General features: G+C 67.4%; 25 protein-coding genes. 18 read left to right on the top strand and 7 right to left on the bottom strand.

The genetic code is table 11. The annotated features are described in order from the left end of the window. Window positions 1-14: 14 nt before the first annotated feature. Window positions 15-608 carry a TetR/AcrR family transcriptional regulator gene (locus PYV00_RS22405; protein WP_275230547.1) on the top strand — a complete coding sequence of 198 codons (594 nt, stop codon included), beginning with the start codon at window positions 15-17 and terminating at the stop codon, window positions 606-608. Here the strand turns inward: PYV00_RS22405 and PYV00_RS22400 are convergent. After that, the gene (locus PYV00_RS22400; RefSeq protein ID WP_428981672.1) at window positions 596-1132 is read right to left on the bottom strand and encodes a TetR/AcrR family transcriptional regulator; all 537 of its coding nucleotides are present in this window, start codon (window positions 1130-1132) and stop codon (window positions 596-598) included. The genes PYV00_RS22405 and PYV00_RS22400 overlap by 13 nt on opposite strands. Before the next feature lie 174 nt (window positions 1133-1306). On the opposite strand from PYV00_RS22400, the gene PYV00_RS22395 reads away from it, so the two are divergent. The 3 genes from PYV00_RS22395 to PYV00_RS22385 are packed head-to-tail and all read left to right on the top strand — an operon-like array spanning window position 1307 to window position 5501. Then, the gene (locus PYV00_RS22395) at window positions 1307-2770 is read left to right on the top strand and encodes an efflux transporter outer membrane subunit (protein ID WP_275230545.1); all 1464 of its coding nucleotides are present in this window, start codon (window positions 1307-1309) and stop codon (window positions 2768-2770) included. Further along, complete coding sequence (locus tag PYV00_RS22390; protein ID WP_275230544.1) at window positions 2767-3939, top strand: HlyD family efflux transporter periplasmic adaptor subunit; 1173 nt, start codon at window positions 2767-2769, stop codon at window positions 3937-3939. Before PYV00_RS22395 ends, PYV00_RS22390 begins: the two co-directional genes overlap by 4 nt. Then, a complete protein-coding gene (locus tag PYV00_RS22385; RefSeq protein ID WP_275230543.1) occupies window positions 3939-5501 on the top strand; it encodes a DHA2 family efflux MFS transporter permease subunit in 1563 nt (520 codons plus the stop codon). Before PYV00_RS22390 ends, PYV00_RS22385 begins: the two co-directional genes overlap by 1 nt. Window positions 5502-5538: 37 nt before the next feature. Here the strand turns inward: PYV00_RS22385 and PYV00_RS22380 are convergent, their stop codons facing one another. After that, window positions 5539-6570, bottom strand: coding sequence for a chemotaxis protein CheB (locus PYV00_RS22380; protein WP_275230542.1), 1032 nt, complete (start codon window positions 6568-6570; stop codon window positions 5539-5541). A gap of 183 nt (window positions 6571-6753) precedes the next feature. Here PYV00_RS22380 and PYV00_RS22375 point away from each other — a divergent pair, with 183 nt between their 5' ends. The 10 genes from PYV00_RS22375 (at window position 6754) to PYV00_RS22330 (ending at window position 14961) form a co-directional block, all read left to right on the top strand. After that, window positions 6754-8157, top strand: a complete 1404-nt coding sequence (locus PYV00_RS22375; protein WP_275230541.1) for a methyl-accepting chemotaxis protein — start codon at window positions 6754-6756, stop codon at window positions 8155-8157. 28 nt (window positions 8158-8185) lie between these two features. Next, on the top strand, window positions 8186-8446 hold the full coding sequence (locus PYV00_RS22370; protein ID WP_275230540.1) for an STAS domain-containing protein: 261 nt from the start codon (window positions 8186-8188) through the stop codon (window positions 8444-8446). Continuing rightward, complete coding sequence (locus tag PYV00_RS22365) at window positions 8443-10611, top strand: chemotaxis protein CheA (RefSeq protein WP_275230539.1); 2169 nt, start codon at window positions 8443-8445, stop codon at window positions 10609-10611. Before PYV00_RS22370 ends, PYV00_RS22365 begins: the two co-directional genes overlap by 4 nt. Beyond that, window positions 10608-11477 (top strand): CheR family methyltransferase, encoded by an 870-nt coding sequence (locus PYV00_RS22360; RefSeq protein ID WP_275230538.1) that lies wholly within the window; start codon window positions 10608-10610, stop codon window positions 11475-11477. Before PYV00_RS22365 ends, PYV00_RS22360 begins: the two co-directional genes overlap by 4 nt. Beyond that, entirely contained in the window at window positions 11474-12502 is a 1029-nt protein-coding gene (locus PYV00_RS22355; RefSeq protein WP_275230537.1) for a protein-glutamate methylesterase/protein-glutamine glutaminase, read from the top strand. Before PYV00_RS22360 ends, PYV00_RS22355 begins: the two co-directional genes overlap by 4 nt. A gap of 3 nt (window positions 12503-12505) precedes the next feature. Further along, window positions 12506-13057 (top strand): chemotaxis protein CheD, encoded by a 552-nt coding sequence (locus PYV00_RS22350; protein ID WP_275230536.1) that lies wholly within the window; start codon window positions 12506-12508, stop codon window positions 13055-13057. A 17-nt stretch (window positions 13058-13074) separates the two neighbouring features. After that, window positions 13075-13446: a response regulator gene (locus tag PYV00_RS22345; protein WP_275230535.1), complete on the top strand. Its 372-nt coding sequence runs from the start codon at window positions 13075-13077 to the stop codon at window positions 13444-13446. 20 nt (window positions 13447-13466) lie between these two features. Then, the gene (locus PYV00_RS22340) at window positions 13467-13907 is read left to right on the top strand and encodes a chemotaxis protein CheW (protein ID WP_275230534.1); all 441 of its coding nucleotides are present in this window, start codon (window positions 13467-13469) and stop codon (window positions 13905-13907) included. 5 nt (window positions 13908-13912) lie between these two features. Next, entirely contained in the window at window positions 13913-14245 is a 333-nt protein-coding gene (locus tag PYV00_RS22335) for a hypothetical protein (protein ID WP_275230532.1), read from the top strand. 110 nt (window positions 14246-14355) lie between these two features. Next, window positions 14356-14961 carry a DUF938 domain-containing protein gene (locus tag PYV00_RS22330; protein WP_275230531.1) on the top strand — a complete coding sequence of 202 codons (606 nt, stop codon included), beginning with the start codon at window positions 14356-14358 and terminating at the stop codon, window positions 14959-14961. 172 nt (window positions 14962-15133) lie between these two features. On the opposite strand, the gene PYV00_RS22325 is transcribed toward PYV00_RS22330, so the two are convergent. Further along, on the bottom strand, window positions 15134-16639 hold the full coding sequence (locus tag PYV00_RS22325; protein ID WP_275230530.1) for a DHA2 family efflux MFS transporter permease subunit: 1506 nt from the start codon (window positions 16637-16639) through the stop codon (window positions 15134-15136). Window positions 16640-16889: 250 nt separating this feature from the next. On the opposite strand from PYV00_RS22325, the gene PYV00_RS22320 reads away from it, so the two are divergent. The 3 genes from PYV00_RS22320 to PYV00_RS22310 all read left to right on the top strand — a co-directional run bounded on the left by PYV00_RS22320 (window position 16890) and on the right by PYV00_RS22310 (window position 19500). Further along, a complete protein-coding gene (locus tag PYV00_RS22320) occupies window positions 16890-17849 on the top strand; it encodes an aldo/keto reductase (protein WP_428981673.1) in 960 nt (319 codons plus the stop codon). Continuing rightward, on the top strand, window positions 17846-18712 hold the full coding sequence (locus PYV00_RS22315; protein ID WP_275230528.1) for an alpha/beta fold hydrolase: 867 nt from the start codon (window positions 17846-17848) through the stop codon (window positions 18710-18712). The genes PYV00_RS22320 and PYV00_RS22315 overlap by 4 nt, the downstream gene beginning before the upstream one ends. A 137-nt stretch (window positions 18713-18849) precedes the next feature. Then, the gene (locus PYV00_RS22310; RefSeq protein ID WP_275230527.1) at window positions 18850-19500 is read left to right on the top strand and encodes a hypothetical protein; all 651 of its coding nucleotides are present in this window, start codon (window positions 18850-18852) and stop codon (window positions 19498-19500) included. A 27-nt stretch (window positions 19501-19527) separates the two neighbouring features. Here the strand turns inward: PYV00_RS22310 and PYV00_RS22305 are convergent, their stop codons facing one another. Beyond that, complete coding sequence (locus tag PYV00_RS22305) at window positions 19528-20775, bottom strand: cytochrome P450 (RefSeq protein WP_275230526.1); 1248 nt, start codon at window positions 20773-20775, stop codon at window positions 19528-19530. Window positions 20776-20800: 25 nt separating this feature from the next. Beyond that, window positions 20801-21127, bottom strand: coding sequence for a 2Fe-2S iron-sulfur cluster-binding protein (locus PYV00_RS22300; RefSeq protein ID WP_275230525.1), 327 nt, complete (start codon window positions 21125-21127; stop codon window positions 20801-20803). Between the two features lie 231 nt (window positions 21128-21358). Here PYV00_RS22300 and PYV00_RS22295 point away from each other — a divergent pair, with 231 nt between their 5' ends. Then, on the top strand, window positions 21359-21949 hold the full coding sequence (locus PYV00_RS22295) for a TetR/AcrR family transcriptional regulator (protein ID WP_275230524.1): 591 nt from the start codon (window positions 21359-21361) through the stop codon (window positions 21947-21949). A gap of 72 nt (window positions 21950-22021) precedes the next feature. Here PYV00_RS22295 and PYV00_RS22290 read toward each other — a convergent pair whose 3' ends face one another. Then, window positions 22022-22957 (bottom strand): 1-phosphofructokinase family hexose kinase, encoded by a 936-nt coding sequence (locus PYV00_RS22290; RefSeq protein WP_275230560.1) that lies wholly within the window; start codon window positions 22955-22957, stop codon window positions 22022-22024. A gap of 145 nt (window positions 22958-23102) precedes the next feature. Continuing rightward, window positions 23103-25196: a putative bifunctional diguanylate cyclase/phosphodiesterase gene (locus PYV00_RS22285; RefSeq protein ID WP_275230523.1), complete on the bottom strand. Its 2094-nt coding sequence runs from the start codon at window positions 25194-25196 to the stop codon at window positions 23103-23105. Between the last annotated feature and the right edge of the window lie 48 nt (window positions 25197-25244).

The raw sequence follows: 25244 nt of genomic DNA, 5'->3' as shown, positions 1-25244 counted from the left end.
GCGAAGGCTGAGGGATGGGCCGCCGTTCCGACCATACCCGGCCCGAACTGCGCGAGATGATTCTCGCCGAAGGGCACCGGCAGATCGCGCAAGTCGGCTTCGCCCGGTTTTCCGCGCGCGAGGTGGCCAAACGGATCGGCTATTCGATCGGCACGCTCTACAACGTGTTCGGCTCCTACGACCAGCTGATGCTGGCGATCAACGGGCGCACGCTGGATTTGTGGCTGGCGTTTCTGGAACAGCGGCTGGCGGATGTGGCTGACAGGCGGCTGGCGGCGGCGATATCGGCCTATTTCGATTTCGCCATGGGCCACCGCAACGCCTGGACCGCGCTTTACGATTTCCGCCTGCCCGAAGGCGAACCAATGCCTGATTTCTACCGCGAGAAAGTGGAAGCGATCACCGGCGTGATCGTGCGCGAGATCGCGGCGGCCTTGCCGGCGGGCCGCCAAGGCGATGCCCCGGCGCTGGCCCGCTCGCTGCTTGCCACGGTGCACGGGCACTGCTTCTTCACGCTGAACGGCACGTTCCGCGTGCTGGGCGAGACCGATCCGGCCGGCGCCGCGCTGGCGCGGGTGGAAGACGCGCTGGCGCGCTATGCCGGCTGAGACGGTCCGGCCTGATCGTCAGGCGCCTCGCCGTGGGCGCCATCAAGCTTCAGGAAAGCGATGAAATTGTCGATGAAGCGCTCGGCATCGCCGGGCGGGCGCGGGCAGGGGTCCATCAGCGCCTGCGAGCGATAGCCGACGATCGTGGTGATGGTGATCTGCGCCAGCGCGCGCGCCTCGTCTTCGGGAAAGCGGGTGGCGTAAAAGTCGGTAACGTGGCCCACCATCTTGGCCGGGCCGCGCGTCCAGAACACTTCGCCCAGTTCGGGAAAGCGCTCGCCCTCGCCCATGATCAGGCGGAACAGCCGCGCCGCGCTTTCGCGCAGCAGGCAATCGACGAAGCGCAGGCAGAACCGGCGCAGGGCGGGAACCGAGAAGCTCTGGCTGGTCAGTACGTCTTCGATATCCAGCGCGAACTGCGCCACCATGCTGTCCACCACCGCGCTGAACAGCTCTTCCTTCGAGCCGAAATGCGCCCACATCGTGGCTTTCGATCCGCCCACCGCATCCGCGATCGCCGACATGCTGGTGGCCGCATAGCCTTTTTGGAGGAACGAATCCTTGGCGACCTCCACGATCGCGGCGCACCGCTTGACTCGGTTCAGTTCCCGTTTGCCGACTTTCTCACCCATATGCGTACTAGCTGGTACACTTTTTGATTGACATCCGCAAGAGCCGCCGCGATTAAAACCGTACTGATGAGTACGAACATTTCCTTGCGAGTCGCCGCAGGCTCGATTCTCGCCCTGGCGGCGGGGCTCGCCGGGTGCACCGCGCCCGATCTGGGCGCCCGCCCGGACATGCGGGCACCCGCGACGCTGGAAAGCGCGCGCTCGCTTGCCGGCTCGGCGGGCCGGCAAGCGGCGGAATGGCCGCGCGAACGCTGGTGGACGGCCTATGGCGATCCGCAGATCGACGCGCTGGTCGATGAAGCGCTGGCGGCATCGCCCGATGTCGCCGCCGCCGCCGCGCGCATTCGGCAGGCGCGGGGCGCGGCCGAAATGGCCGGGGCCGAGGGATTGCCACAGATTTCGGGCCAGGGCTCGACCGGGGCCACCAAGCAGAGCTATAACAACGGCGTGCCCGCCGAATTCGTCCCGCGCGGCTGGAAGAGCACCGGCACGCTGGCGCTTTCGGGCGAGTTCGACCTCGACTTGTGGGGCAAGACGCGCGCCGCACTGGCTGCCGCGACATCCGAAACGCAAGCGGCCGAGGCGGATGCGCATCAGGCCGCGCTCATGCTTTCGACCAATGTGGTCTCCTCCTATTTCGATCTGGCCCGCCTGATCGAGCGCGACAAGGCGTTCGAGGCGGCGCTCGCCGCGCGCGAGACCGTCGCCGAGCTGACGCAGCGTCGCGTCGCCCAGGGCCTTGATAACCAGAGCCCCCTGCGGCAGGCGCGTGCCGCCGTGGCCAGCGCGCGCGTCGATCTGGCGGCCAATCGCGAGCAGATCGCGTTGCGCCGCCACGCGCTGGCCGCCCTGCTCGGCGCGGGGCCGGACCGGGGGCTGGCGATCACGCCGACGGCGCTGGCCAGCCTGCCCGAAACGCCGATCCCCGCCGATGCCGGCATCGCGCTGGCGGGGCGCCGGCCCGATATCGTCGCGGCCCGCCTGCGCGCGCAGGCGGCGGGATCGCGCATTGATTCGGCGCGCGCCGCCTTCATGCCCGATATCTCGCTGCGCGGCCTGATCGGCCTCACTTCGCTGGGCCTTTCCAACCTGGTCGACAGCGGATCGACTTACGGCAACGCGGGCGCGGCGCTGACGCTGCCGGTGTTCGAGGGCGGGCGGCTGCGCGGCCAGTTCCGCCAGGCGCGCGGCGGCTATGACGAGGCGGTCGCGGCCTATAACGACACGGTGATTTCCGCGCTGCGCGACGTGGCCGATGCGATCGCCAGCCGCGATGCCGCCGAAGCGCAGGAACGCGACACCCGCCAGGCGCAGACCGACGCGGAGGCCGCCTATGCCCTGGCCCTGCAACGCTATCGCGGCGGGCTTTCCAGCTATCTGGAAGTCCTGAGCGCGCAGCAGGCCGCGCTTGCCGCGCGCGAGGCGGCGATTGATGCCCATTTCCGAACCCTGGCCCGCGAGGTCGCGCTCAAGCGCGCGCTCGGCGGCGGGTTCGTTGACGCCACGAACGAAGAGGCTTCCCCGACATGAGCGAGAACGCGCCGGATGCACCGGCCGAAGACAACGGTGGCAATGGGGGCGGCAACGGTTCCGGCCGGGTGCTGAACGCCAATCGGCGCCGGCCGCTGCTGACGGGCCTGGCGATCGCGGTGGTCGTCGTCGGTCTGCTCGCCTGGCTTTACATCACCTTCATCGGCAGCCGTTCGGTTTCGACCGATAACGCCTATGTCGCGGGCGAAAACGCGGAAATCACGCCGCTCACCTCGGGCAGCGTGATCGAAGTCGCCGTGACCGACACGCAGCAGGTGAAGCGCGGACAAGTGCTTTTGCGGCTGGAAGACGCGGATCAGCGGATCGCCGTGGCGCAGGCCGAGGCGATGCTGGCCCTGACCCAACGCCGCTATCGCCAGTCGCTGGCGCAAGGTTCCGCGCTGGGCGCTTCGGCGGACGCGAAGGACGCGGCGCTTCCCGCGGCGCAGGCGCGGCTGGCCTCGGCGCAGGCCGATCTCATCAAGGCGCAGACCGATTATCGCCGCCGGGCCGCGCTCGTCGATGGCGGCGCGGTCTCGGCCGACGAAGTCACCGCCGCGCGCAACGCGCTGACGGCGGCGCAGGCGGCGGTCCAGGCGGCGCAGGCCGGCATCGGCCAGGCCCGCGCCGACGCGATCAGCGCGCGGCGCGACGAGACGGCGGCGATGGCGCTCGTTTCGGGCACCACGACCGATACCGCGCCCGAAGTCCGCGCTGCCCAGGCCCGGCTCGCGCAAGCGAAGCTCGATCTGTCGCGCACGGTGATCCGCGCGCCGATCGATGGCGTGGTGGCGCGCCGTTCGGTGCAGGTCGGCCAGAAGATCGAGGCGGGCAACGTCGCGATGGTGATCGTCCCGGTCGGCCAGCTCTATGTCGATGCCAACTTCAAGGAAGACCAGCTCGGCAAAGTGAAGCCGGGCCAGCGCGCGGTGCTGACTTCGGACTTCTATGGCAGCGGCGTCGAGTTCCATGGCCGCGTCGTCGGCTTTGCCGGCGGCACTGGCGCGGCTTTCGCGCTGATCCCGGCGCAGAACGCCACCGGCAACTGGATCAAGGTGGTGCAGCGCCTGCCGGTGCGGATCGCGCTCGATCCCAGGGAACTGGCCCGGCATCCGTTGCGCGTGGGCCTTTCCATGGATGCCGAAATCGACCTGACGGACAACGACTGATGGCTTCGGCCGCGCGGCCCGGCATGGCGCAAGGTGCTGGCGGCGCCACGAGCTTTTCGGGCGTCAGGCTGCTGATCGCGGGCCTGATCCTGGCATCGGCGAACTTCATCGTCGTGCTCGATCTGACGATCGCCAATGTCTCGGTCCCGCATATCGCCGGCGGCCTTGCCGTCTCGGTATCGAGCGGAACCTGGGTCATCACCTCCTATGCGGTGGCCGAGGCGATCTGCGTGCCGCTGACGGGCTGGCTGGCCAATCGCTTCGGCACCTTGCGCACGTTTATCGTCTCGCTGCTGGGCTTCGGCCTGTTTTCGGTGCTTTGCGGGCTTTCCAGCTCGCTGGAGATGCTGGTGCTGTTCCGTCTGGGGCAGGGGTTCTGCGGCGGCCCGCTGATGCCGCTGACGCAGACGCTGATGCTGCGCATCTTCCCGCGCGAGATGCATCCCCGGGCCATGGCGCTCTGGGCGATGACCGTGGTCGTCGGGCCGATCCTGGGGCCGATCTTCGGCGGCTGGATCAGCGACAACTGGTCCTGGGAATGGATCTTCTTCATCAACCTGCCGATCATCGGGGTGATCTTCTTCGGCGTGTTCAGCATGTTGCGCGGTATCGAGACGCCGACGCAGAAGCTGCCGATCGACGTGGTGGGGCTGGGCCTGCTGGTGGTCTGGGTCGGCTCGCTGCAGCTCATGCTCGACAAGGGGCGCGAGGAGGACTGGTTTTCCTCGCCCTTCATCGTGACGTGCGCGGTGGTTTCGGCGATCTTCTTCTGCGTCTTCCTGATCTGGGAACTGACCGAGGAACATCCGATCGTCGATCTCAAGGTGTTCCGCCATCGCGGCTTCACCGCCGCGACGATCTCGCTCACCTTGGCCTTCGGCACCTATTTCGCCTCGGTGGTGGTCATTCCGCAATGGTTGCAGACCTCGCTCGGCTACACCGCGACGCAGGCCGGCTATGCCATGGCGTTTAGCGGCGTGCTCGCGGTGATCGCCTCGCCGCTGGTGCCCCGGCTGATGCAGCGGGTCGATCCGCGCCTGCTGGTTTCGCTGGGCATCGGCTGGATCGGCATGGTCGCGTGCCTGCGGGCGATATGGTGGTCCACCGACGCGACGTTCTGGACGATCGCCATGCCGCAGTTGATCCAGGGAATGGGCGTGGCCTTGTTCATGGTGCCGCTGACCACGATCAGCCTGAGCTCGGTGGACCCGCGCGAGACCGCGTCCGCCGCCGGCATCGCCAATTTCGGCAGGACGCTGGCGGGCGCGATCGCCACCGCGACGATCACCACGCTATGGTCGGACATGGCGCGATCGGACGGGGCGGACATGGTCGGCTCGCTCAACGGCGCCGATCGGACCGTGTCGCTGCTCGAAGCGAACGGCTTCACCCCAGGGCAGGCCAAGGCCGCGCTGGCGCAGATCGTCGAGCAGCAGGGCATGGCGCAATCGACCACGCATGTCTTCGCGATCGCCTCGGTCGTCCTGTTCCTGGCCGCGCTGACGATCTGGCTGGCGCCGCGCCCGCGCCGGGGCACTCCCGCCGCCGCCGGCGGGCATTAGGGTTCTGCGCTGCTGACGGGGCTGCGGCGCCGGCCGCTCAGTTCGCCGCGCAGGCGCTGAGCACTGCCGTCGCGAGATCTTCCAGCTTGAGTTCGGCATCGACCGCGCCGGCGGCGACGGCCGCCGCCGGGGCCTGCGGCACGGTGGCGCTGTTGCGGTCCTGCGCGAGCGTGCGGCAGCCGGCGTCGCGCAGCAATTTCAGGCCCTTCGCGCCATCCTCGCCCATGCCGGTCAGCACCGCGCCGATGGCGGGCCGGCCGCCACGCGCGATCGAGCCGAACAGCAGCGTCGCCGAAGGGCGGAAGCCTTCCACCGGATCGCGCTCGACCAGGCGCAGCACCGCCGGATCGCCCGGTTCGACGACCACGTGCTTGCCCGGATCGCTGGCGATGTGGACAGTGCCCGGCGTCAGCGCCGCGCCGTCGGCGGCTTCCTTGACGGTGCAGGCGTAGTCCTTGTTGGCGCGGGCGATGAACGCCTGCGCGACGGCCGGCTCGGTCTGCAGCACGATCACTGTCGGCGGGCAGTTCGCGGGGAATTGTGCGAAGACCTCGGACAGCGCGTCAACCCCGCCCATCGAGGCGCTGAACGCCGCGATCGTGCCGTTGCACTGGAAGCTGTCGACATTTTCGGCCCGAACCACTTTGGCGCGCGGCTTGTCGCGCACGTTCGAATTGGCGGCCGCGAGCACGATCTTGCCCAGCTTGCCCACGGTCTTGGCGAATTGTTCGGGCGTGGCCTTCAGGGGCTTGGGAAAGCATTCGACCGCGCCCAGCTCGAACGCCTTGAGGCTGGTTTCGGTGCCGCTCTGCGTCAGGCTGGACAGCATGACCACGGGCAGCGGATTGCTGGTCATGATCTCTTCGAGGAAATCGATTCCACTCATCCCCGGCATTTCGACATCGAGCGTCAGGACATTGGGCATCACTTCGGCGATCTGGTCGCGCGCCTCGGCGGCGTTCGCGGCCGTGCCGACGACGCGGACATTCCGGGATTGTTCCAGGACGTCGCAAAACAGCGCGCGCATGGCCGCCGAATCGTCGACCACAAGTACGCGAGCATCATGCATGACGAAGACCTTTCGAGTTTGATTACGCGAAAGTGAATCTAGGCCCAACGCCATAGTAAATGCCTTCCGGTCGGTACGCGTTTCACCAGAGGCTGCTCGTAATCGCGCCTTTTCGCGCGATGGTTAATCCATGCGTCCCAGGCCGCGCTTCCGGCCGGGAAATGGAATGGACTGGAGAATCCCATGCTTGACTGGTTCGAGAAGACGGCCCCGATTCGATCCAAATTCAAGGCGCTGTTGATCGTCCAGTCGTTGCTGGCCGTTGTTGGCGTGATGACGACCTGGCTGGCCGGCGGCGGCCTGGGCCTGATGGTGATCGCGCTGGCGGCCATGGCGCTGACGGTGGCGACGATCGCGTTCGCCTCGGCCAAGATCTGCACGCCTTATGTCAACACCGTGGTGCGCATGGAAGCGCTGGCTGCCGGCGATACCGACAGCGTGATCCGCTACACCGAGTATGCCGACTGCGTTGGCCGCATGACCAAGGCGATGGCGCAGTTTCGCGACAATGCCGTCGAAGTCCAGCAGAGCCGCGTCGCGCAGGAACAGATCGTCGCCGCGCTCGGCACGTCGCTGCGCAAGCTGTCGGACAACGATCTGGATTGCGCGATCGGCACGGAATTTCCCGGCAAGTACGATGATCTGCGCCAGGACTTCAACCGCGCGGTCCATTCGCTGGCGACGACGATGAGTTCGGTGCGCGGCGCGGCGTCCAGCGTTTCGACCAGTGCTTCGGAAATCCGCGCCGCGTCGGATGATCTTTCGCTGCGCAACGAGCAGCAGGCCGCCAGCCTTGAGGAAACCTCGGCGGCGATGAGCCAGGTGACCGAAGACGTGAAGTCCACCGCCGCCAGCGCCAGCGAAGTGCAGCAGTCGATCGCCGACGCGCATCGCCAGGCATCCGAAGGCGGCGCCGTCGTGGCGCGCGCCACCGAGGCGATGTCCGCGATCGAGCGTTCGGCGCAGGAAATCACCCAGATCACCAATGTGATCGACGGGATCGCGTTCCAGACCAACCTGCTGGCGCTGAACGCCGGGGTGGAAGCGGCGCGCGCGGGCGATGCCGGCAAGGGCTTTGCCGTCGTTGCCAACGAAGTGCGCGCGCTGGCCCAGCGCTCGGCCGAGGCGGCCAAGGACATCAAGGCGCTGATCACCGCATCGACCGAGCAAGTCGCGGGCGGCGTCACACTGGTGGGCGAGACGGGCCGCGTGCTGGAAAAGATCGTCAACCGGGTGGGCGAGATCAGCGACCTGATCGGCGATATCGCCAGCTCTGCCGGGCGCCAGTCGATCAGCCTGCAGCAAGTCAATTCCGCGGTCAGCGAGATGGACCGCATGACGCAGCAGAACGCCGCGATGGTCGAGCAGTCGACCGCCGCCGCGCGCAGCCTGGCCAACGAATCGAGCGAACTGTCCACGCTGGTATCGCGCTTCCGCGTGGGCGGCGGCGATTACGAGCCGACCCAGGCCAAGCCGCGCGCCCGCGCCAGGGTCCGCGCGGCGCCGATGCCGGTGGCGGCGCCGGTGATGGGCAATCTCGCGCTGAAGCCCACTGGTCCGTCGAACGAGGACTGGAGCGAGTTTTGAGCGCCGCGCGTCAGAGGGGATCGGGATCATGACCAGCATTTCACTTCCGGCGCGCTGCGACCGGGCCGCCGCCGAAGCGCTCTGGCCGGAACTGGTCGCGGCGATGGGATCGGGCGCGACCGCGATCGACGGCAGCGCCGTCGCGCAGATCGGGCAGGCCATGCTGCAGCTTCTCGTCAGCGCCCGGCGCAGCGGCAACGGAGCGACGATCATCGCGTCGGCCGCGCTGCGCGAGGCGGCCCAACTCACCGGCCTTGAGGCCGAGCTGTTCGATGAAGGTGATCTATGAGCCCTGAGGAAATCCAGCAGATCTTCTTCGTCGAGTGTGAGGAATCGCTTGCCGCCGCCGAAACCGGGCTGGCCGCCTGCAAGGCCGGCACGCAGGACGCGGATACGATCAACGCGGTGTTTCGCGCGATTCATTCGATCAAGGGCGGCGCGGGCGCGTTCGGCTTTGCCGCGCTCCAGGCCTATACCCACACGTTCGAGACGCTGCTGTCGGATGTGCGCGAAGGGCTGGTGCCGCTGCGGCCCCAGCTTGTCGACTTGCTGCTGCGCGCGCTCGACACGCTGAGCGACCATGTCACCGCCGCGCGCGGCGGCGGCGAGGCGCCTGATGATGCCGCGCTGATCGTCGAGATGGAAGCGGCGCAGGCCAATGGCGGGGGCGCGGCGGGTGATGCCCCCGATGCGCCCACCCCGGACGCCGCGAGCCCGGCAACCGCCTCTGACGAGGCTGCCGATGACGAACCCGCGCCGATCGACATGATGGACCTCGACGCGCTGCTGGCCGATATTTCCGGCGGCTTCGAAAGCCAGCCCCAGGCCGCCGACGATCGCTGGAACGTCCACCTGCGCCCGCGCGCGGGTGCCATGCGCAACGGCAGCGAGCCGTTGCTGATGCTGCGCGAGATCGTCGCGATGGGCGGCGAATGCGTCGATTGCGATGTCAGCCAGGTTCCCGCGCTGGACGGGTTCGATCCGGCGCAGGGCTATCTCGGGTGGACTTTCGCGATGCCTGCCGAGGTGAGCGAGGACGCGGTGCGCGAGATTTTCGATTTCATCGGCGACGATTGCGCGCTGGAGATCGGCGAGGATGCCGTCATGCCGCCGGTGGTGATCGAGCCGGGGATGGCCCGGCCGGCGCCCGCGCCGGTGGCGGCCGAAAGCGCGCCGGTCGAAGCGCCGCCGCCCGTGGTGCATGAGGTGAAAGTGGAGGTGGAGGCCGCCCACGCACAGGCTCCCGCCGGCGCCGCGCCCGCCGCGCCGCCCGCGCCCGGCCAGTCGATCCGCATCGACCTGTTCAAGCTCGATCGGCTGATCGACCTGGTGGGCGAACTGGTGATCGCGCAGGCCATGCTGGTGCAGCGCCTCGATAACGCCAATGTCATGGCGTCCGAGGAGCTGGGGCTGCTCGAAAGCCTGACGCGCGATATCCAGGAAAGCGCCATGTCGATCCGCGCGCAGCCGATCGGCAGCGTGTTCAGCCGCGTGCCCCGGATCCTGCGCGATCTGGCGGCGAGCACGGGCAAGCACGTCAAGCTGGAAGTCATCGGCGAATCGACCGAGCTCGACAAGACCGTGATCGAGCGGCTGGGCGAGCCGCTGACCCACCTTATCCGCAACGCGGTCGATCACGGCATCGAAAGCGCCGAAGACCGCATCGCCGCCGGCAAGCCCCCCGAAGGCACGCTGACGCTTTCGGCCGAGCACCGTTCGGGCCGCATCCTCATCGCGATCGCCGATGACGGCGCGGGCATCAACCGCGAGCGCGTTTTCGCCAAGGCGGTGGAAAAGGGCATCGTCTCGCCCGATGCGCAGCTTTCCGCCGAGGAGATCGACAACCTGATCTTCGCGGCCGGCTTCTCCACCGCGCAGACCGTTTCGAACATCTCGGGCCGGGGCGTGGGCATGGATGTGGTGCGCCAGAACGTGAAGGAACTGGGCGGGCGCATCACGATTGAGAGCACCGAGGGCAAGGGCACCACCTTTACCCTGACGCTGCCGCTGACGCTGGCGATTTCCGATGGCATGATCGTCAATGTCGGCGATCAGACGCTGGTGGTGCCGCTGGCCCACGTGGTCGAAAGCCTGCGCCCCGGCGCGGACGACGTGCAGGGGCTGGGCGCCAGCCGCCACATGCTGAACGTGCGCGGGCGGTTCATTCCCGTGCTGTCGCTGCGCGAGGCGCTGGGCGCGTCGCAAGGCGCGACTTCGCCCGAGGAGGGCGTGCTGATCGTCGTCGATACCGAATCCGCCGGGCAGGCGGCGCTGCTGGTCGATGATATCCAGGACCAGCGCCAGTTCGTCATCAAGAGCCTCGCGACCAATTTCCGCCCGGTCGAAGGCGTCGCGGGCGCGACCATCCTGGGTGACGGGCGCGTCGCGCTGATCGTCGATGTCGATGGCCTGGTCGCCTGCGCGCTGCCCGCGCACGAAAGGCAGGCCGCATGAGCCGGGCCGCCGCCCTCAGCCAGTCGATCCCCGGCGTCAGTCCCGAGATCTATTGCCAGGCCGATTTCGAGGCCGTGGCCAGGATCGTGCATGACAACGTCGGGATCGTCCTGCCGCAAGGCAAGGCGCTGCTGGTCTATTCGCGGCTTGCCCCGCTGGTGCGGGAATCGGGCTGCGTCACGTTCGGCAATTTCGTCGAGCGGATGCGCGCGGACGAGGCCGAGCTGAACCGCGCGATGGCCGCGCTGACCACCAACCACACGTTCTTCTATCGCGAGGCGCATCACTTCGAGCATTTCGAGCACGAGTTGCGGCCCGATCTGATCGCCCGGCTCAAGGCGCATCAGCCGGTCCGGCTCTGGTCGGCCGGGTGTTCCAGCGGCGAGGAAGTGTGGTCGCTGGTGATGACCATGCTCGGGCCGGACCGGGCCGCGGGCCAGGCGCTTGCTCGCGCGGACTTGCGCGTGCTGGCCAGCGACGTCGCGCCCCACGCGATCCGGCGGGCCGAGGAAGCGGTCTATCCGGCCAAGGATCTCAAGCCCGTGCCCGACGCGCTGCGCCGCGCCTGGACCAGCGAAAGCGACGGCACGGCGGCGATCGGCGAGACGATGCGCGCGATCGTGCGCTTCCGTATGCTCAACCTGCTGGGCGAGTGGCCGATCAGCGGCAAGTTCGACGTGATCTTCTGCCGCAACGTGATGATCTATTTCGACAATCCCACCAAGGAGCGGCTGGTGCAGCGCTTCCTGGACGCGCTGACGCCCGACGGCTTTCTCTACATCGGTCATTCCGAGCGCGTCAGCGGCCCGGCATCGCGCCAACTCCAGCTTGTCGGCCCCACGATCTATCGCCGGAGGAACGCATGACCATCCGCGTCCTTGTCATCGACGATTCCCCCACGATGCGCGCGATCCTGATGTCGCGGCTCAGCGAGCAGCCCGATATCTCGGTGATCGGCACGGCGTCCAACGCCGCCGACGGGCGCGAGATGATCAAGCGGTTCAACCCCGACGTGGTGACGCTCGATATCGAGATGCCGGGCATGAACGGCCTCGATTTCCTGGAGAAGATCATGACGCTGCGGCCGATGCCGGTCATCATCGTCTCGGGCGCGACGCAGGAAGGCAACGAGACCACGGCGCGCGCGCTCGCGCTGGGCGCGGTCGATTGCTATTCGAAGTTCGATCCTTCCGGCAAGCTGGATATCGGCGACAACGGCCGCCTGGCCGCGCTGATCCGGCTGGCCGCGCAAGTGACGTTCAACCGGGGCCAGCAGGCTGCCGTGGCCAGCGTGGTGGAGCAGAGCCGGCGCTCGATCGACGGCGATATCAAGCTGATCGCGGTCGGCTCGTCCACCGGCGGGGTCGAGGCCTTGCAGATCCTCCTGTCCGAATTTCCCGACGATTGCCCGCCGACGATGATCGTGCAGCACGTCAATCCGCGCTTCGCTTCGGCGATCGCCCGCACGCTGGACAGCGCCTGCCCCGCCAGGGTGCAGATCGCCGAGGCGGACATGCCGGTACGCCCCGGCAATGTCTATCTCGCGCCCGGTGGGGACCAGCACCTCAAGGTGGGCGGAACCCGCACGCTGCGCACCAAGCTGCGGGCCGGAGAGCCGGTTTCCGGGCATTTGCCGAGCGTCGATGCCTTGTTCCTCTCCGTCGCCGAAGTGGTCGGCGCGCAGGCCGTGGGCATCCTGCTTACGGGCATGGGGGCCGATGGGGCCAAGGGCCTGCTGGCGATGCACCGGGCCGGCGCCCACACCATCGCGCAGGATGAGGCGACCTGCACCGTCTTCGGAATGCCCCGCGCCGCCATTTCGCTGGGCGCGGCGCGCGTGATCGCCCCGATCAACCGCATCGCGCGCCATGCGCTGACCAAGGCTGCCTGATCCATGGAACCGACGAACCTGACTCCGGCCAACACCACCCGGATCACCGTGCTGCAAGGGCAGTTCCGCGTCAGCGCGGGCCCCAGGGTGGAACTGAGCACCGTGCTGGGAAGCTGCGTCGCCACCTGCCTGTTCGATCCGAGCAGCGAGGTGGGCGGGATGAACCATTTCCTGCTGCCCGAGCCGCCCGCCAGCCATGCGCGCGGCGAGGTGGACGTGCACTACGGCGTCTACCTGATGGAAATGCTGATCAACGAGATGCTGGCGAACGGTGCCCGCAAGGAACGCCTGCGCGCGCATCTGTACGGCGGCGCCAATATCCGGTCGGGCATGGCCCGGATCGGCACGGCCAACGCCGATTTCGCGCGCGGCTTCCTGGAGCGCGAGCGGATCGAGCTGGTGCGCGAGGATCTGGGCGGCAACTGCGCCCGCCGCGTCGATTTCCGTCCGGCATCGGGCCAGGTGCGCTGCCGCGTGGTTCCGGCCAGCGATGCCCCCGATATCCAACCCCAACCCCGCCTGGTGGCCCAGCGCGGCGAAGTCGAACTGTTCTGAAGGAAAGCGAGACGTTCATGTCCAGGACAACGCGAATTCTGACTGTGGATGACAGCGCGAGCATGCGCGCGCTGCTCAATCATGCCCTGACCTCCAGCGGCTTCGATGTCGCCCAGGCCGACGACGGCGTCTCCGCGCTGGAATGGCTGGCGGTGAACGAGGTCGATGTGGTGATTACCGACATCAATATGCCCCGGCTCGACGGGTTCGGCCTGATCGAGCAGGTGCGCGGCGGCGCGCGCCATCGCGACCGGCCGATCCTGGTGCTCACCACCGAGAGTTCCGATGACAAGAAGGCCCGCGCCCGCGCCGCCGGCGCGACGGGCTGGATCGTCAAGCCGTTCGATACCGACAAGCTCGTCGCGGCCGTCCGCCGCGTCGCGCACTGATCCCGCAGGAGGACAAGGACATGCACCGCGAACTCATCACATTCGAAGTCTCCGGCCAGATCTTCGCGCTCGACATCATGGCGATCCGCGAGATCCGCGCCTGGACCCCGGTCACGCCGATGCCGCGCGTGCCGCACTACGTGGCCGGCGTGGTCAATCTGCGCGGTACCGTGCTGCCGGTGATCGATCTGGCCGCCCGGCTGGGCTGGGGCGCGACCGAGGCGACGCCGCGCCACGCGATCATCGTCTGCCAGGTGCATGGCCAGGCGCAGGGCCTGATCGTCGATTCGGTGAGCGATATCGTCACCATGCAGTCGGAGAATCTCCAGGCGCCGCCGACCGCGGGCCAGGACGAGGTGGTGCCCTTCATCGAAGGGCTCGCCGCGATAGAGGACCGTATGGTCATGGTGCTCGACCTGCCGGCGCTCAGTTCGTCGGGGGACGTCGCGATCGCGGCATAAACGCCATGACGACCCTCCCCAAATTCGTCGCCATGGCCGACGTCCTCGGCGAGCTTGGCGTGGAGATCGAGGCGCTGGGCGAAGTGCTGTGTCGCGATCCCACCTTCGCCGCGCAGCACTTGCGCGAGCTGCAGGCGATCGATCTCATCGCCCAGAAGCAGCGCGCGCTGGCCGCGCTGCTGGCATCGGGCTTTTGCGAGATGGAGATGCGCAAGATCACCATCGACACCCTGCGCCACCGCTTCTGCGGCTTCCTGGAAGAAGGCACCACGACTTGCCCGCTCGAATTCGATGACGATGGCGACGGCGAATTCGTGGCCTTCTGGGAGGAGGACTGAGGGGGAGCGCGCCGGTGCCGCAGCGAAATGCGCTCTTTTCGCGCATTTCGCGTACGCGCCGCCCGCGTTCGTGCATCGCAATTGACACACGCGCTTGCTATCGCGCGCGCATGACCGACGATGCCCGCCTCCACGCTCCGGCCACCGCGCGCAATCGCGGGCCGATCCTCGACGTGCTGCGCGGCGTCTTGCCGGCCGATGGGCTGGTGCTGGAAATCGCCAGCGGCTCGGGCGAGCATGTGGTTCATTTTGCCGCCGCGCTGCGCGATCTCGTGTGGCAGCCGTCCGATCCCGCGATCGAGGCGCGGCGTTCGATCGCCGCGTGGATCGCGGCGGAAGGGTTGAACAACGTGCTCCCGCCGCTGGCGCTCGACGCCGCCGTCGATCGCTGGCCGATCAACGCCGCGGACGCGATCGTGTGCTGCAACATGATCCATATCAGCCCGTGGGAAGCGACGCTGGGCCTGATGCGCGGCGCCGGGCGCGTGCTGGCGGCAGGCGCGCCGCTGGCGCTCTATGGGCCTTTCCGGCGGGGGGGCCGTCCGCTCGAACCCGGCAACGCCGCGTTTGACGAGGACTTGCGGCGGCGCGATCCGCGCTGGGGCCTGCGCGCCATCGACGATGTCGCGGCGGTGGCGGACGAGCACGGGCTGGTGCTCGATCGCGTCGTCGACATGCCGGCCAACAACGTCATGCCGATCTTCATCCGGCGCTGAGAGAGGGTTTGTTGGGGAATGCGCGGAAGAGCGCATTTCGGCGCGGCACCGGCTCACGCGCCCACCCGGCCGCCCATGCCAGTATACTTCCGTGGGAGGCCGGGTGGGCGCGTGGGCCGGTGCCGCCCTGCGCCAATAGCCGCATTTCCCAGCAAACCCCGATACCCGCCGCTCAGGCGGCCGGTGGGCTTTTCGGCGCGCGCAGCAGCAGCACCAGCGAGGAGGCGAAGATGCCGACCAGGCACAGTCCCCAGAAGGCATCGACATAGGATACCATCATCGCCTGGCGCACCACTTCGGCGCCGACCCGCGCGGCGTTTTCGGGCAGCGAGAAGTCGGTATCGGGCATGGCCATGCGCACCGCGGGATTGTCTGGCCGCAGCCCTTCGGTGAGGCGCGACTGCACCACCGCCTCGTTGCGGTAGATCAGCACCTGGATCAGCGCGATCCCCACCGCGCCGCCATAGCTGCGCACCAGCGTGTTGAGCGCGGCGCCCTCGTTGCGCAAGTGGGCCGGCAGCGTCGCGAAAGTCATGGCCGAAAGCGGCACGAAGATCATGCTGGAGCCGACCCCCTGGATCACGCCGGTGGTCACGACGATCCAGCTGTCGGACTGCAGCGAGATGTAGGAAAGGTGCCACATCGAATAGGCCGTGAGCAACATGCCCACGCCCACCAGGACGCGGAAATCGACCCGGTTGATCAGCCGCCCGATCGCCAGCATCGCGATCAGCACGCCCAGCCCGCGCGGCGCCATGGCCATGCCCACGTCCATCGTCGGATAGCCGAACAGGCTTTCCAGCATTTCGGGCAGCAGCGACATCGGGCTGTAGATCAGCACGCCCAGGAAGAAGCCGACGATCGAGCACAGCACGAAGTTGCGATCGGTGAACACCGCCGGGCTGACGAAGGGGTGCCTGGTGGTCATGCTGTGGACGATGAACAGGTAAAGCGTGATCGCCGCGATCGCGGCCTCGATCCAGATCTCGGTCGATCCGAACCAGTCGAGCACTTGCCCGCGATCGAGCATGAGCTGCAGCGATCCGATCGCCACCGCGAGCAGGCCGAACCCGGCGAAGTCCAGCCTGGCCGTGCGCGTGCCGGGATATTCCGGCATCGTCGCCGACAGGCCGATCCAGGCCATCACGCCGATCGGCAGGTTGATGAAGAAGACCCAGCGCCAGCTCAGGTGCTCGGTCAGATAGCCGCCGGCCAAGGGCCCGACCAGCGGGCCGGTGATCGCCGCCAGGCCGAAGATCGCCATGGCGCTGCCGTGCTCCTCGGGCGGATAGGCATCGAGCAGCGTCGCCTGGCTCATCGGCACCAGCGAAGCGCCGGCGATGCCCTGGAGAATGCGGAAGGCGATCAGCTCGTCAAGGTTCACCGCCATGCCGCACAGGCCCGATGCCACGGTGAAGCCGATGATCGAGAACAGCACCACGCGCTTGCGCCCGAAACGCCCCGCCAGCCAGCCCGTGAGCGGCGTGAAGATCGCCAGCGCGACGATATAGGACGTCAGCACCCAGGTGATCTGCTCGCGCGAGGCGGACGTGCTGCCCTGGATATGCGGCAGCGCGACGTTGGCGATCGTCGTATCCACCTGGTTCATGATCGCCGCGGCCATGACGAAGAAGGTCATCAGCCGCCGCGTGGCGGGGGGCATATAGTGCTGTGTCATCCAGGCTTCGGGGCCTCCGGCGCCGGGCCTAGCCGACCGTGGAGCGTACCGCAATCGTCCCCGCAAGCCACCACCTGCCCCCGGCCCGCCCGCCAACCGGCCGGTGCGACGGCCTCCCGCACCGGCAGCCTTGGCGCATTGCTTCGCGCGGCAGCGAGAGCTGCCCGGCCCCTGGCGCTGTTCTCATCCTTGCCGGCTTGTGCTTTGCTGGGCACCGAGATCGCATGACTGGGAGAGGCACGCCGCGATGATGGACAAACGCACACTTGGACAAGGGCTGGAGGTCGGCAAGCTCGGCCTTGGCTGCATGAGCATCAGCGGGGCCTATGGGCCCAGGCTCTCGCAGGAGGAAGCGAACGCGCTGCTGCGCGCCGCGTTCGATCTTGGCGTGACCCTGTTCGATACGGCCGAGATCTATGGCCCGTTCATTGGCGAGGAAATGGTCGGCCAGGCGGTGGCGCCGTTTCGCGATCGGGTGGTGGTCGCCACCAAGTTCGGCTTCAGGCTCGATCCGGCGGACGGCAGCAACCAGGGGTTCGACAGCCGGCCCGAGCATATCCGCGAAGTGGTCGATGCCTCGCTGCGCCGGCTGGGCATGGATCATATCGATCTGCTCTATCAGCACCGGGTCGATCCCGAAGTGCCGGTGGAGGATGTCGCCGGCACGGTGAAGGATCTGATCGCGGCGGGCAAGGTGCGCTGGTTCGGCATGTCCGAAGCCGGCGCCGACGATATCCGCCGGGCCCACGCGGTCCAGCCCGTGGCGGCGCTGCAAAGCGAATACTCGTTGTGGACCCGCTATATCGAGCCGGAAATCCTGCCCACCTTGCGCGAACTGGGCATTGGCCTGGTTCCCTACAGCCCATTGGGGCGCGGGTTCCTGACCGGCGACTTGCGGCCCGGCGCGATGGACCTCAAGGACTGGCGCGCCAATATGCCGCGCTTCAAGGATCAGGCGGCCGAAGCGAATTACCGGCTGGTGCAGGCGCTGCTGGCACTGGCCGAGGCGAAGGGCTGCACCGCCGGCCAGCTCGCGCTCGCCTGGGTGCTGCACCAGGGCGAGGATATCGTGCCGATCCCCGGCACGCGGCGGATAGAGCGGCTGGCCGAGAACGTGGCGGCCACCGCCATCGCGCTGACCCCGGCCGATCTCGCCGCGATTGAGCGCGCCTTTCCGGTCGAGCACGTGGTCGGCGGGCGCTACGCATGAGCGAGGCGATCGGGGAGGATGCCGATCCGGCCGAAGTGCTCGCCGCGCTGGAAGCGCGCGCCCGGCGCGTCGATACGCCTTGCGGCGAAGGCACGATGGCCTGGCGCATCTGGGGCGAGGGCGAGCCGCTGGTGCTGGCCCACGGCGCGCAAGGATCTTGGACCCACTGGGTGCGCAATATCGCGCGGCTGGCGGCATCGGGCCGCATGGTGATCGCCGCCGATCTGCCTGGCCATGGCGATTCCGCGATGCCGGAAACGCCCGATCACGCCGGTATCTCCAAAGCGCTCGCCACGGGCCTGCGCGCGATCCTGGGGGAGCGGTTGCCCGTCGATCTGTGCGGCTTCTCGTTCGGCGGGGTCGCTTTCGCCTATCTGGCGGCGCTCCACCCCGACGTGGCGCGGCACCTTGTCCTGATCGGCTGCGGCGGGCTCGATACGCCCAAGGGACAGATCCACCTCGGCCGCGTCGGCGGGCTCGCGGGCGAGGAGCGGATCGCGGCGATGACCGCGAACCTGCTGGGCCTGATGCTGCACCATCGCGAAAGCGTGGATGCCATGGCGCTGCACCAGCTTATGCCCAATGCCCGCAAGGCCCGGCTCAACGTGCCCGATCTGGTGGTGCCCGACCGGCTCGTGCAGATCCTTCCCGAAGTGCGCGTGCCGGTCGATGCGATCTGGGGCGAGCTGGACCGGCCGCATCCCCATCCGGCGCTGCAGGAAGCCGTGCTGCGCCGCATCCAGCCCGAAACGCAATTTCGCGTCATCGCCGATGCCGGCCACTGGGCGATGTACGAGCGGCCCGAGGCGTTCGAGCGGGCTCTGGGCGAAATCCTGAACGCGCCGCCCAGAACGGTCGGCTGAATTCGTCTGCGAATGGGCCGTCCGGCGCATGGCGGCACCGGCCCGTTCCCCCACCTGCTGTTCTTCCACAGTTAAATCGCGGGGTATCTTGCGTTGTATTGCGCGCTGGTGTTGATCGCTACTTGGGGAGAACGCCAATGACCCACAAGACTGACAATGGCGTTGACGCCGCTCAGAGTAAAACGCCAAAGCACGCCGCGCGCGAAAAGCCCGCGCGGCAGCCGCTTCGCCGCAAGTCCGGCAAGCCGGCCGCGCCGGATCAGGCAGCGACCATGGAAATGGCCGAAACCGCCGCGCCCGACAGGCCGGCCCGCAAGCGCGGCATGGGCAAGATGACCGCTCCCAGACGCAAGCGTGCCGCGCCGGTGCCCGCCGCGCATCCCTTGCCCGTTCCGGCCAACGATCCCGATGGGCCGCTGCCGCTGGCCGCCGTGGCGCCGGGCAGGGGCGTGCTTCTGGGCCCGGCGCCGGAGCCTCATGTGATGCCCGATGCGGCGCGGCCGATTCCGCGCAATCGCGCGCCGGTGCTGTATCGCAAGGGGCTGGTGGCCAATTTCGGTGACTGGCTGCGCTCCGCGGCCGAAGGGGTGGCCTGGCTGATGCCGCGCAAGCGCAAGCCGCAGCGGGTCGTCCAGCCCGCCATGCCGGCGATCGCCCGCGCCAACCGCGAGATTTCCAGCCTGCGGATCGAGAATGCCCGCCTGCGCCGCAAGCTCGACGCGCTGGAAGCGATCGAGCAGGGGCGCCAGGCGGTGGAGACCGCGCGGAAAGAGCCGGCGGAAGGTTAGGGCGGGGGCCGAAGCCCCCGCCCCCGCTTACCAGACGAGCGGCAAATGCTCCGGGCCGACGACGCCGCCGGGGCGGTATTCGATGTGCGCGCCCGGCTTCAGCGCGAACTGCGGGACGCGTTTGAGCCATTCCTGCAGCGCGATCTTCACTTCGAGCCGGGCCAGGTGCGCGCCCATGCAGCTATGCACGCCCACGGTGAAGGCCAGGATGGTCTTGCGCGGACGGTCGAAGTCCACTTCCTTGGGGTTGGGGAACACCTCGGGGTCGAAGTTGCAGGCCGGCAGCAGGCAGGTGATGCGATCGCCCGCCTTCATCTTCACGCCGCGCATCTCGTAATCCTGCGCCAGCACCCGGCCCGAGAACGTCACCGACCAGCGGCGCAGCAGTTCTTCCACCACCTTGTCGATATCGTCGGGCCGCGCGATGATCTCGCGCACCTTTTCGGGGTGCTCGGCCAGATAGAGCCAGACGTTGTTGAGCGTGGCGAACACCGTGTCGAGCCCGCCGATGAACAGGAAGCAGACGAAGCCGAAGATTTCCTTGTCGGACAGCGGCACGCCATCGGGCGCGGAATTGGCGATCAGGCTGACGACGCCGTCGTCCGGGTGCGCCTTCTTCTCGGCGATCGCCTGCTTGAGATATTCGGTGATGCTGCGCATCGACCGGCCCATGATCTCGCGATCGTTCGAGTGCAGCAGGTCCACCGCCCAGCTCACGAAGGTATCGCGCATGTCCTGCGGCAGACCCATGATGTCGAGGAACACCGAGACCGGCAGCGGCCGGCCGAATTCGGTGGTGAACTCGCACTCGCCCTTGTCGGCGAATTCGTCGAGCAGATCCTTGGCGCGCTGGCGGATCAGGCCTTCGAGCTTGAGCACGCCCTTGGGGCTGAACGTGGGATCGACGATGTTGCGGTACTTGCGGTGGTGCGGAGGATCGATCTCGATCGGGATGAAGTAGAAGTAATCATCCGGGTCGCGCGGGAAGGGCGTGGCGCCCTCGTTCGAGAAGATGTCCGGGTGGCGCAGCACGAACAGCGCGTCTTCGTGCTTGATCGCGGTCCACATGTTGCCGAAGGGCGAGACATCGTAGAACAGCGGCGGATAATCCTCATGCATCGCCGCCATGAAATCATGCGGCGCCTTCAGGAAATCCGGCCCGAACGTGATGCCGGCGGTGCGGATCAGCTCGGGCGGAACATGGTCGGGCACCTGGTCCATGCCAACGCGGCGGGGCAGGTTGGGCGGAACGGGGTGGGCTGCGTCGATCGCCATGGTTCAATCCTCTTCCGTTATGGTTTCAGTATTGGGTTTCGGGCAGGTGGACGACGAGCCCGTCGAGCGCCTCGGTCATTTCGATCTGGCAGCTCAGCCGGCTGTTCGGCTTCACTTCGGCCGCCGCCGATTCGAGCAGTTCCTCCTCGGCCTGCGAGGAAGGGCCGCCGACCCTGCCGGTCCAGGCTTCGTCGACATAGCAATGGCACGTCGCGCACGACAGGCCGCCGCCGCATTCGCCGACTATGCCTTCGACCCCGTTGTACAGCGCGCCGCGCATGACGTTCTCGCCCAGCGGCACGTCAAACACCTGCGATCGGCCGTCATGCTCGATATAGGTTACTTTCGGCATCCATCCCTCCTACCAGTTCCTGTTCTTGAGAACAGTGTTCTCGAACTTAGCCGCTCCGCCGGCGACTCGTCAATCCGAAGTTACCGCCCGTGTACTTTTTTGCGCAAGCAGCGCTTCATGCGCTGGACCGCGCCGAAGACTGCGCGTACGCCTCGTGACATGGAGAGGGGCAAAGCAAAAAATGCAGGAATACTGCACACGATCGGCGAGGATGAGCCGGATCGCGCGCGGATGATCCTGAAAGCGGCTTATGAGCTGCTTGACGAAGGCGGGCTCGAAGGGCTGACGATCCGCGCGGTGCTGGGCCGGACCGGGCTGGCGCGGCGGGCGTTCTATGAACGGTTCGGGTCCAAGGACGATCTCGTCCTCACCGTGTTCGAACAGACCCTGCACGGCGCGGCCCGCGAATTCCGCGAAATGGTGGGCCCGGTGGCCGATCCGCTGGACGGGCTGCGGATCATCGTATCCAGCCTGGTGCTGGGCCAGCTCGGCTTCCAGGGGACGGAAAGCCCCGGCCGCAGCCGGCGCAGCGCGGCGTTGAGCCGCGAGCACTTGCGCCTGGCGGAATCGCGTCCGCACGAATTGCAGCAGGCGCTCAGCCCCTTGCGCGGCCTGATTGCCGAGCAGGTCAGGAAGGGGATCAGCCTCGGGACGTTCCGGGATGCCGATGCCGATCTCCAGGCGCGGCTGATCTACAACCTGGTGGCCACCACGGTGCACACCGAACTGCTGGCCGAGGAAGGCGGCTGCCCCAATCTGGTCCACCGCGAGAGGCTGCTGGAATCGATCTGGGAATTCTGTCGCCGCGCGATCATCGCCTGATATCCGGGGCCTGATATCCGGGCGGTGGCTCACCGCCCGGACCAGCACTGCCCTGGACCAGCACCGGCAGCTTCAGGCCACGACTTCGGGAATCATCGCGAACATCCGCTTGATGTCGGCGGGATGGGCCAGCCCCGTGCCCGCGTTCAGCACTGCCGCCGATCCGGCCGCCATGCCGAAGCGGAAGGCCTCCACCTCGTCCTTGCCGCACATCAGCGCATGGACCATCCCGGCCACGAAGCTGTCGCCCGCGCCCACCGCGCTGGCCGCCTCGATCTCCAGCGCCGGCAGGTAGATCGTGCCTTCCTTGCGCGCCAGCACCGCGCCTTCATGCCCCATGGTAACGGCCACCAGCCTGGCCTTGCCCGATGCGATGATCTCCATCGCGGCAGCGGCGACCGCGTCGGCGGTGTCCAGATCGTAGCCGACGAGCTGTTGCAGCTCGCCCTGGCTGGGCTTCACCAGCAGCAGGCCGCCGGCATCGATCGCGGCGGCAAGCGCCTCGCCCGAACTGTCGACCACCAGTTCGATGCCGCGCTCCTTCATCAGATGCCCGGCGCGCGCGTAGAAATCGATGGGGACGCCGGGGGGCAGCGATCCGCTCATCACCATGACGCCGCAGTCCGCCTCGCCCAGCGCATCGAGGCAGGCGTGCCATTCGTGCTCGGCCACGGTGGGGCCTTGCGGCGTGTAGCGATATTCCTTGCCGGTCTCCATCTCCAGCACGGCGGAGGCGACGCGCGTCGGCTCCTCGATATGGATGCGCGTGCGGACCAGCAGGTGCAGGTCGATCAGGCCGTCCAGCGCGGGCCCGGTCGCGCCGCCGGCCAGATAGAAGCAGCGCGCGTTGCCGCCCAGGCGGACGAAGACGCGGGCCACGTTGATCCCGCCGCCGCCGGGGGCGTACTGCTCGTTGCGCGTGCGGATCTTGTGGGTGTGGCGGACGCGATCGACTTCATAGGAAACGTCGATCGTGGGGTTCATCGTCAGTGTACCAAGGCTTTGCATCGTGACCAGTCTGATCCTTTCGAGAGGCTGGAGCTTGCCGCGCGATTGGGTCACGTTCCTTGCAATAGGTCAAGAACCCGCCTGATTGGGCAGGGGGCCGAAGCGGCATCGCAATGCGCGGCAGGCGCATCGCGCCGGCCAGGCCTCAGGCCGCGTCGCGCTTGGCGGCGAAGGAGAGCTTGTCGGCGGGTTCGGCCTTGCCGAACAGGTAGCCCTGGCCTTGCGCGCAGCCTTCGCCGCGCAAGTATTCGCACACGCCCTCGCGCTCGATACCCTCGGCGGTCACGGTCAGCCCCAGGCTGCGGCCCAGGCTGATGACCGCGCGGATCACCTCGCGCGAATTCATCTCGTGCTCGAGGTTGAGGATGAACGACTTGTCGATCTTGATCTTGGTGAAGGGGTAGTTGAGCAGATAGCTCAGCGAGCTGTAGCCGGTGCCGAAATCGTCGAGCGAGATGCCGATGCCGAACGAGCGCATGTTGCGGATGATGGCCGAAGTGCGCGGCCCCTTTTCCATCAGCACCGCCTCGGTGATCTCCAGTTCGAGCCGTTCGGCGGCAAGGCCGGTGGCAGACAGCACGTTGATCACGGTGGCCAGGATATTGCCGTTACGGAACTGCAGCGGCGAGACGTTGACCGCGAGCCGGATATGCGTGGGCCAGTGCATCGCTTCGCGGCACGCGGTTTCGAGCACGAACTTGCCCACCGTCTCGATCAGGCCGACTTCCTCGGCCAGCGGGATGAAGACATCGGGCGAAACCTCGCCGCGCACGTCGTGGCGCCAGCGGGCCAGTGCCTCGTAACCCACCACTTCGCCCGATTCGAGATCGACGAAGGGCTGGTAATGCACCTTCAGGCGATTGTGCTGGATCGCTTCGCGCAAGTCGAAGATCAGCTTGATCTTTTCCTGCGCCGCCACATCGAAGCCGGATTCGAAGCTGCGGCAGGTGCCGCGCTTCTCGCCCTTGGCGGCATAGAGGGCAAGGTCGGCATAGCGCAGCAGGGTTTCGGCGTTGGAACTGTCCTGCGGCGAAATCGCGAAGCCCACCGTGGCGCCGATATGGATCATGTTGCCGCTGACATAGAATGGTTCCGACAGCGCGGTGATGATCGCGCGCGAGACCAGTTCGGCCTGGGTGCGGCTGAAATTGCGGAAGATCACCGCGAATTCGTCCCCGCCGATCCGGCAGAGCAAGGCATCGGGCGGGATCAGCTCGCGCATCCGGTGCGCCGCGTCGGACAGCAACCCGTCGCCGAACTGGTGGCCGTAGGTGTCGTTCACCGCCTTGAAGTGATCGAGATCGACCAGCGCGATCGTGACGGTCTCGTCGAAGGAGGCGGTCGCGAGCACTTCTTCGAGGTGCTCGCGGCAGTGGGAGCGGTTGGCCAGGCCGGTCAGCTCGTCATGCCGCGCCATGTGCGCCATGCGCCGTTCGATGCGGCGGCGCTCGGTGATGTCGAAGACCGAGACGATCGTGGTCGCATAGCCTTCGAGCCGCGACAGCCGGGTCGACAGGACGCATTCCACTTCCGACCCGTCTGAGCGGTTCATCGACCAGATGCGGCTGGATTCGGCGCAGTCGCAAGCCAGCGCCTCTTGCGCCTCGGGCCAGTCGGCCTCGCCGAACAGCGCGCTGGCGTGCATCCCGGTAAGCGCTTCCAGGCCGAAGCCGAAGAAACGGCACGCCGCCTCGTTGGCCTGGCGGATGATCCCGGTGGTCAGGTCATAGACGATCAGGACCACGGGATTGCGTTCGAACAGCAGGCGGAAGGTTTCCTCCTGCTTGCGAATCTCGGTGATGTCGATGCGCACGCCGATGGTGCCGCCGCTTTCGGTCTTGCGCTCCTCAATCATGATGCAGCGCCCGTTGGCCAGGCGCTGTTCGTGGCGCGTGCCGGGCCTTTCCATCAGCGAGAGACGGTCGGCGATCCATTCTTCCTCGCGGCCGGTCGCCTCGGGATAGTCGCCGCGCTCGACGCCGATCCGCAGCGTATCGGCCAGCCGTACGCCCGGAGCCAGAAGATCCGCCGATCTCTCGTAGATCTCGGCGTATTTCTGGTTCCACAGGATGTAGCGTCCTTCTTCGTCAAGAAAGACGATGCCTTCGGGCAAGACGTCGATCGCCTCGCGCAGGCGTTGCTCAGCGCGACTTGCCGCCCGCATCGCTTCTTCCAGCGACTGGAGCGAACCCTGGTCAAGCTGACCGCCACAATTGCTTTCCGTCAGTTCGATCTTCACGTTTTCGCCCCGCAATCAGGGTATCTACTAGGGCAGAGCGGTTAATAT

It is taken from the genome of Novosphingobium album (ex Liu et al. 2023) (genome assembly GCF_029076845.1).
Lineage (GTDB): Bacteria > Pseudomonadota > Alphaproteobacteria > Sphingomonadales > Sphingomonadaceae > Novosphingobium.
The sequence above is the reverse complement of the archived record's forward strand: the minus strand, read 5'-3'. Positions and strand labels throughout refer to the sequence as shown.

What these genes read in the sequence shown, in the direction of transcription:
- PYV00_RS22290 (WP_275230560.1), bottom strand. Translation starts at nt 22,957, where the DNA reads ATGCAAAGCCTTGGTACACTGACGATGAACCCCACGATCGACGTTTCC.
- PYV00_RS22315 (WP_275230528.1), top strand. Translation starts at nt 17,846, where the DNA reads ATGAGCGAGGCGATCGGGGAGGATGCCGATCCGGCCGAAGTGCTCGCC.
- PYV00_RS22405 (WP_275230547.1), top strand. Translation starts at nt 15, where the DNA reads ATGGGCCGCCGTTCCGACCATACCCGGCCCGAACTGCGCGAGATGATT.
- PYV00_RS22310 (WP_275230527.1), top strand. Translation starts at nt 18,850, where the DNA reads ATGACCCACAAGACTGACAATGGCGTTGACGCCGCTCAGAGTAAAACG.
- PYV00_RS22335 (WP_275230532.1), top strand. Translation starts at nt 13,913, where the DNA reads ATGACGACCCTCCCCAAATTCGTCGCCATGGCCGACGTCCTCGGCGAG.
- PYV00_RS22325 (WP_275230530.1), bottom strand. Translation starts at nt 16,639, where the DNA reads ATGACACAGCACTATATGCCCCCCGCCACGCGGCGGCTGATGACCTTC.
- PYV00_RS22360 (WP_275230538.1), top strand. Translation starts at nt 10,608, where the DNA reads ATGAGCCGGGCCGCCGCCCTCAGCCAGTCGATCCCCGGCGTCAGTCCC.
- PYV00_RS22330 (WP_275230531.1), top strand. Translation starts at nt 14,356, where the DNA reads ATGACCGACGATGCCCGCCTCCACGCTCCGGCCACCGCGCGCAATCGC.
- PYV00_RS22295 (WP_275230524.1), top strand. Translation starts at nt 21,359, where the DNA reads ATGATCCTGAAAGCGGCTTATGAGCTGCTTGACGAAGGCGGGCTCGAA.
- PYV00_RS22350 (WP_275230536.1), top strand. Translation starts at nt 12,506, where the DNA reads ATGGAACCGACGAACCTGACTCCGGCCAACACCACCCGGATCACCGTG.
- PYV00_RS22320 (WP_428981673.1), top strand. Translation starts at nt 16,890, where the DNA reads ATGGACAAACGCACACTTGGACAAGGGCTGGAGGTCGGCAAGCTCGGC.
- PYV00_RS22345 (WP_275230535.1), top strand. Translation starts at nt 13,075, where the DNA reads ATGTCCAGGACAACGCGAATTCTGACTGTGGATGACAGCGCGAGCATG.
- PYV00_RS22395 (WP_275230545.1), top strand. Translation starts at nt 1,307, where the DNA reads ATGAGTACGAACATTTCCTTGCGAGTCGCCGCAGGCTCGATTCTCGCC.
- PYV00_RS22380 (WP_275230542.1), bottom strand. Translation starts at nt 6,570, where the DNA reads ATGCATGATGCTCGCGTACTTGTGGTCGACGATTCGGCGGCCATGCGC.
- PYV00_RS22305 (WP_275230526.1), bottom strand. Translation starts at nt 20,775, where the DNA reads ATGGCGATCGACGCAGCCCACCCCGTTCCGCCCAACCTGCCCCGCCGC.
- PYV00_RS22365 (WP_275230539.1), top strand. Translation starts at nt 8,443, where the DNA reads ATGAGCCCTGAGGAAATCCAGCAGATCTTCTTCGTCGAGTGTGAGGAA.
- PYV00_RS22385 (WP_275230543.1), top strand. Translation starts at nt 3,939, where the DNA reads ATGGCTTCGGCCGCGCGGCCCGGCATGGCGCAAGGTGCTGGCGGCGCC.
- PYV00_RS22400 (WP_428981672.1), bottom strand. Translation starts at nt 1,132, where the DNA reads ATGTCGGCGATCGCGGATGCGGTGGGCGGATCGAAAGCCACGATGTGG.
- PYV00_RS22390 (WP_275230544.1), top strand. Translation starts at nt 2,767, where the DNA reads ATGAGCGAGAACGCGCCGGATGCACCGGCCGAAGACAACGGTGGCAAT.
- PYV00_RS22370 (WP_275230540.1), top strand. Translation starts at nt 8,186, where the DNA reads ATGACCAGCATTTCACTTCCGGCGCGCTGCGACCGGGCCGCCGCCGAA.
- PYV00_RS22375 (WP_275230541.1), top strand. Translation starts at nt 6,754, where the DNA reads ATGCTTGACTGGTTCGAGAAGACGGCCCCGATTCGATCCAAATTCAAG.
- PYV00_RS22340 (WP_275230534.1), top strand. Translation starts at nt 13,467, where the DNA reads ATGCACCGCGAACTCATCACATTCGAAGTCTCCGGCCAGATCTTCGCG.
- PYV00_RS22300 (WP_275230525.1), bottom strand. Translation starts at nt 21,127, where the DNA reads ATGCCGAAAGTAACCTATATCGAGCATGACGGCCGATCGCAGGTGTTT.
- PYV00_RS22355 (WP_275230537.1), top strand. Translation starts at nt 11,474, where the DNA reads ATGACCATCCGCGTCCTTGTCATCGACGATTCCCCCACGATGCGCGCG.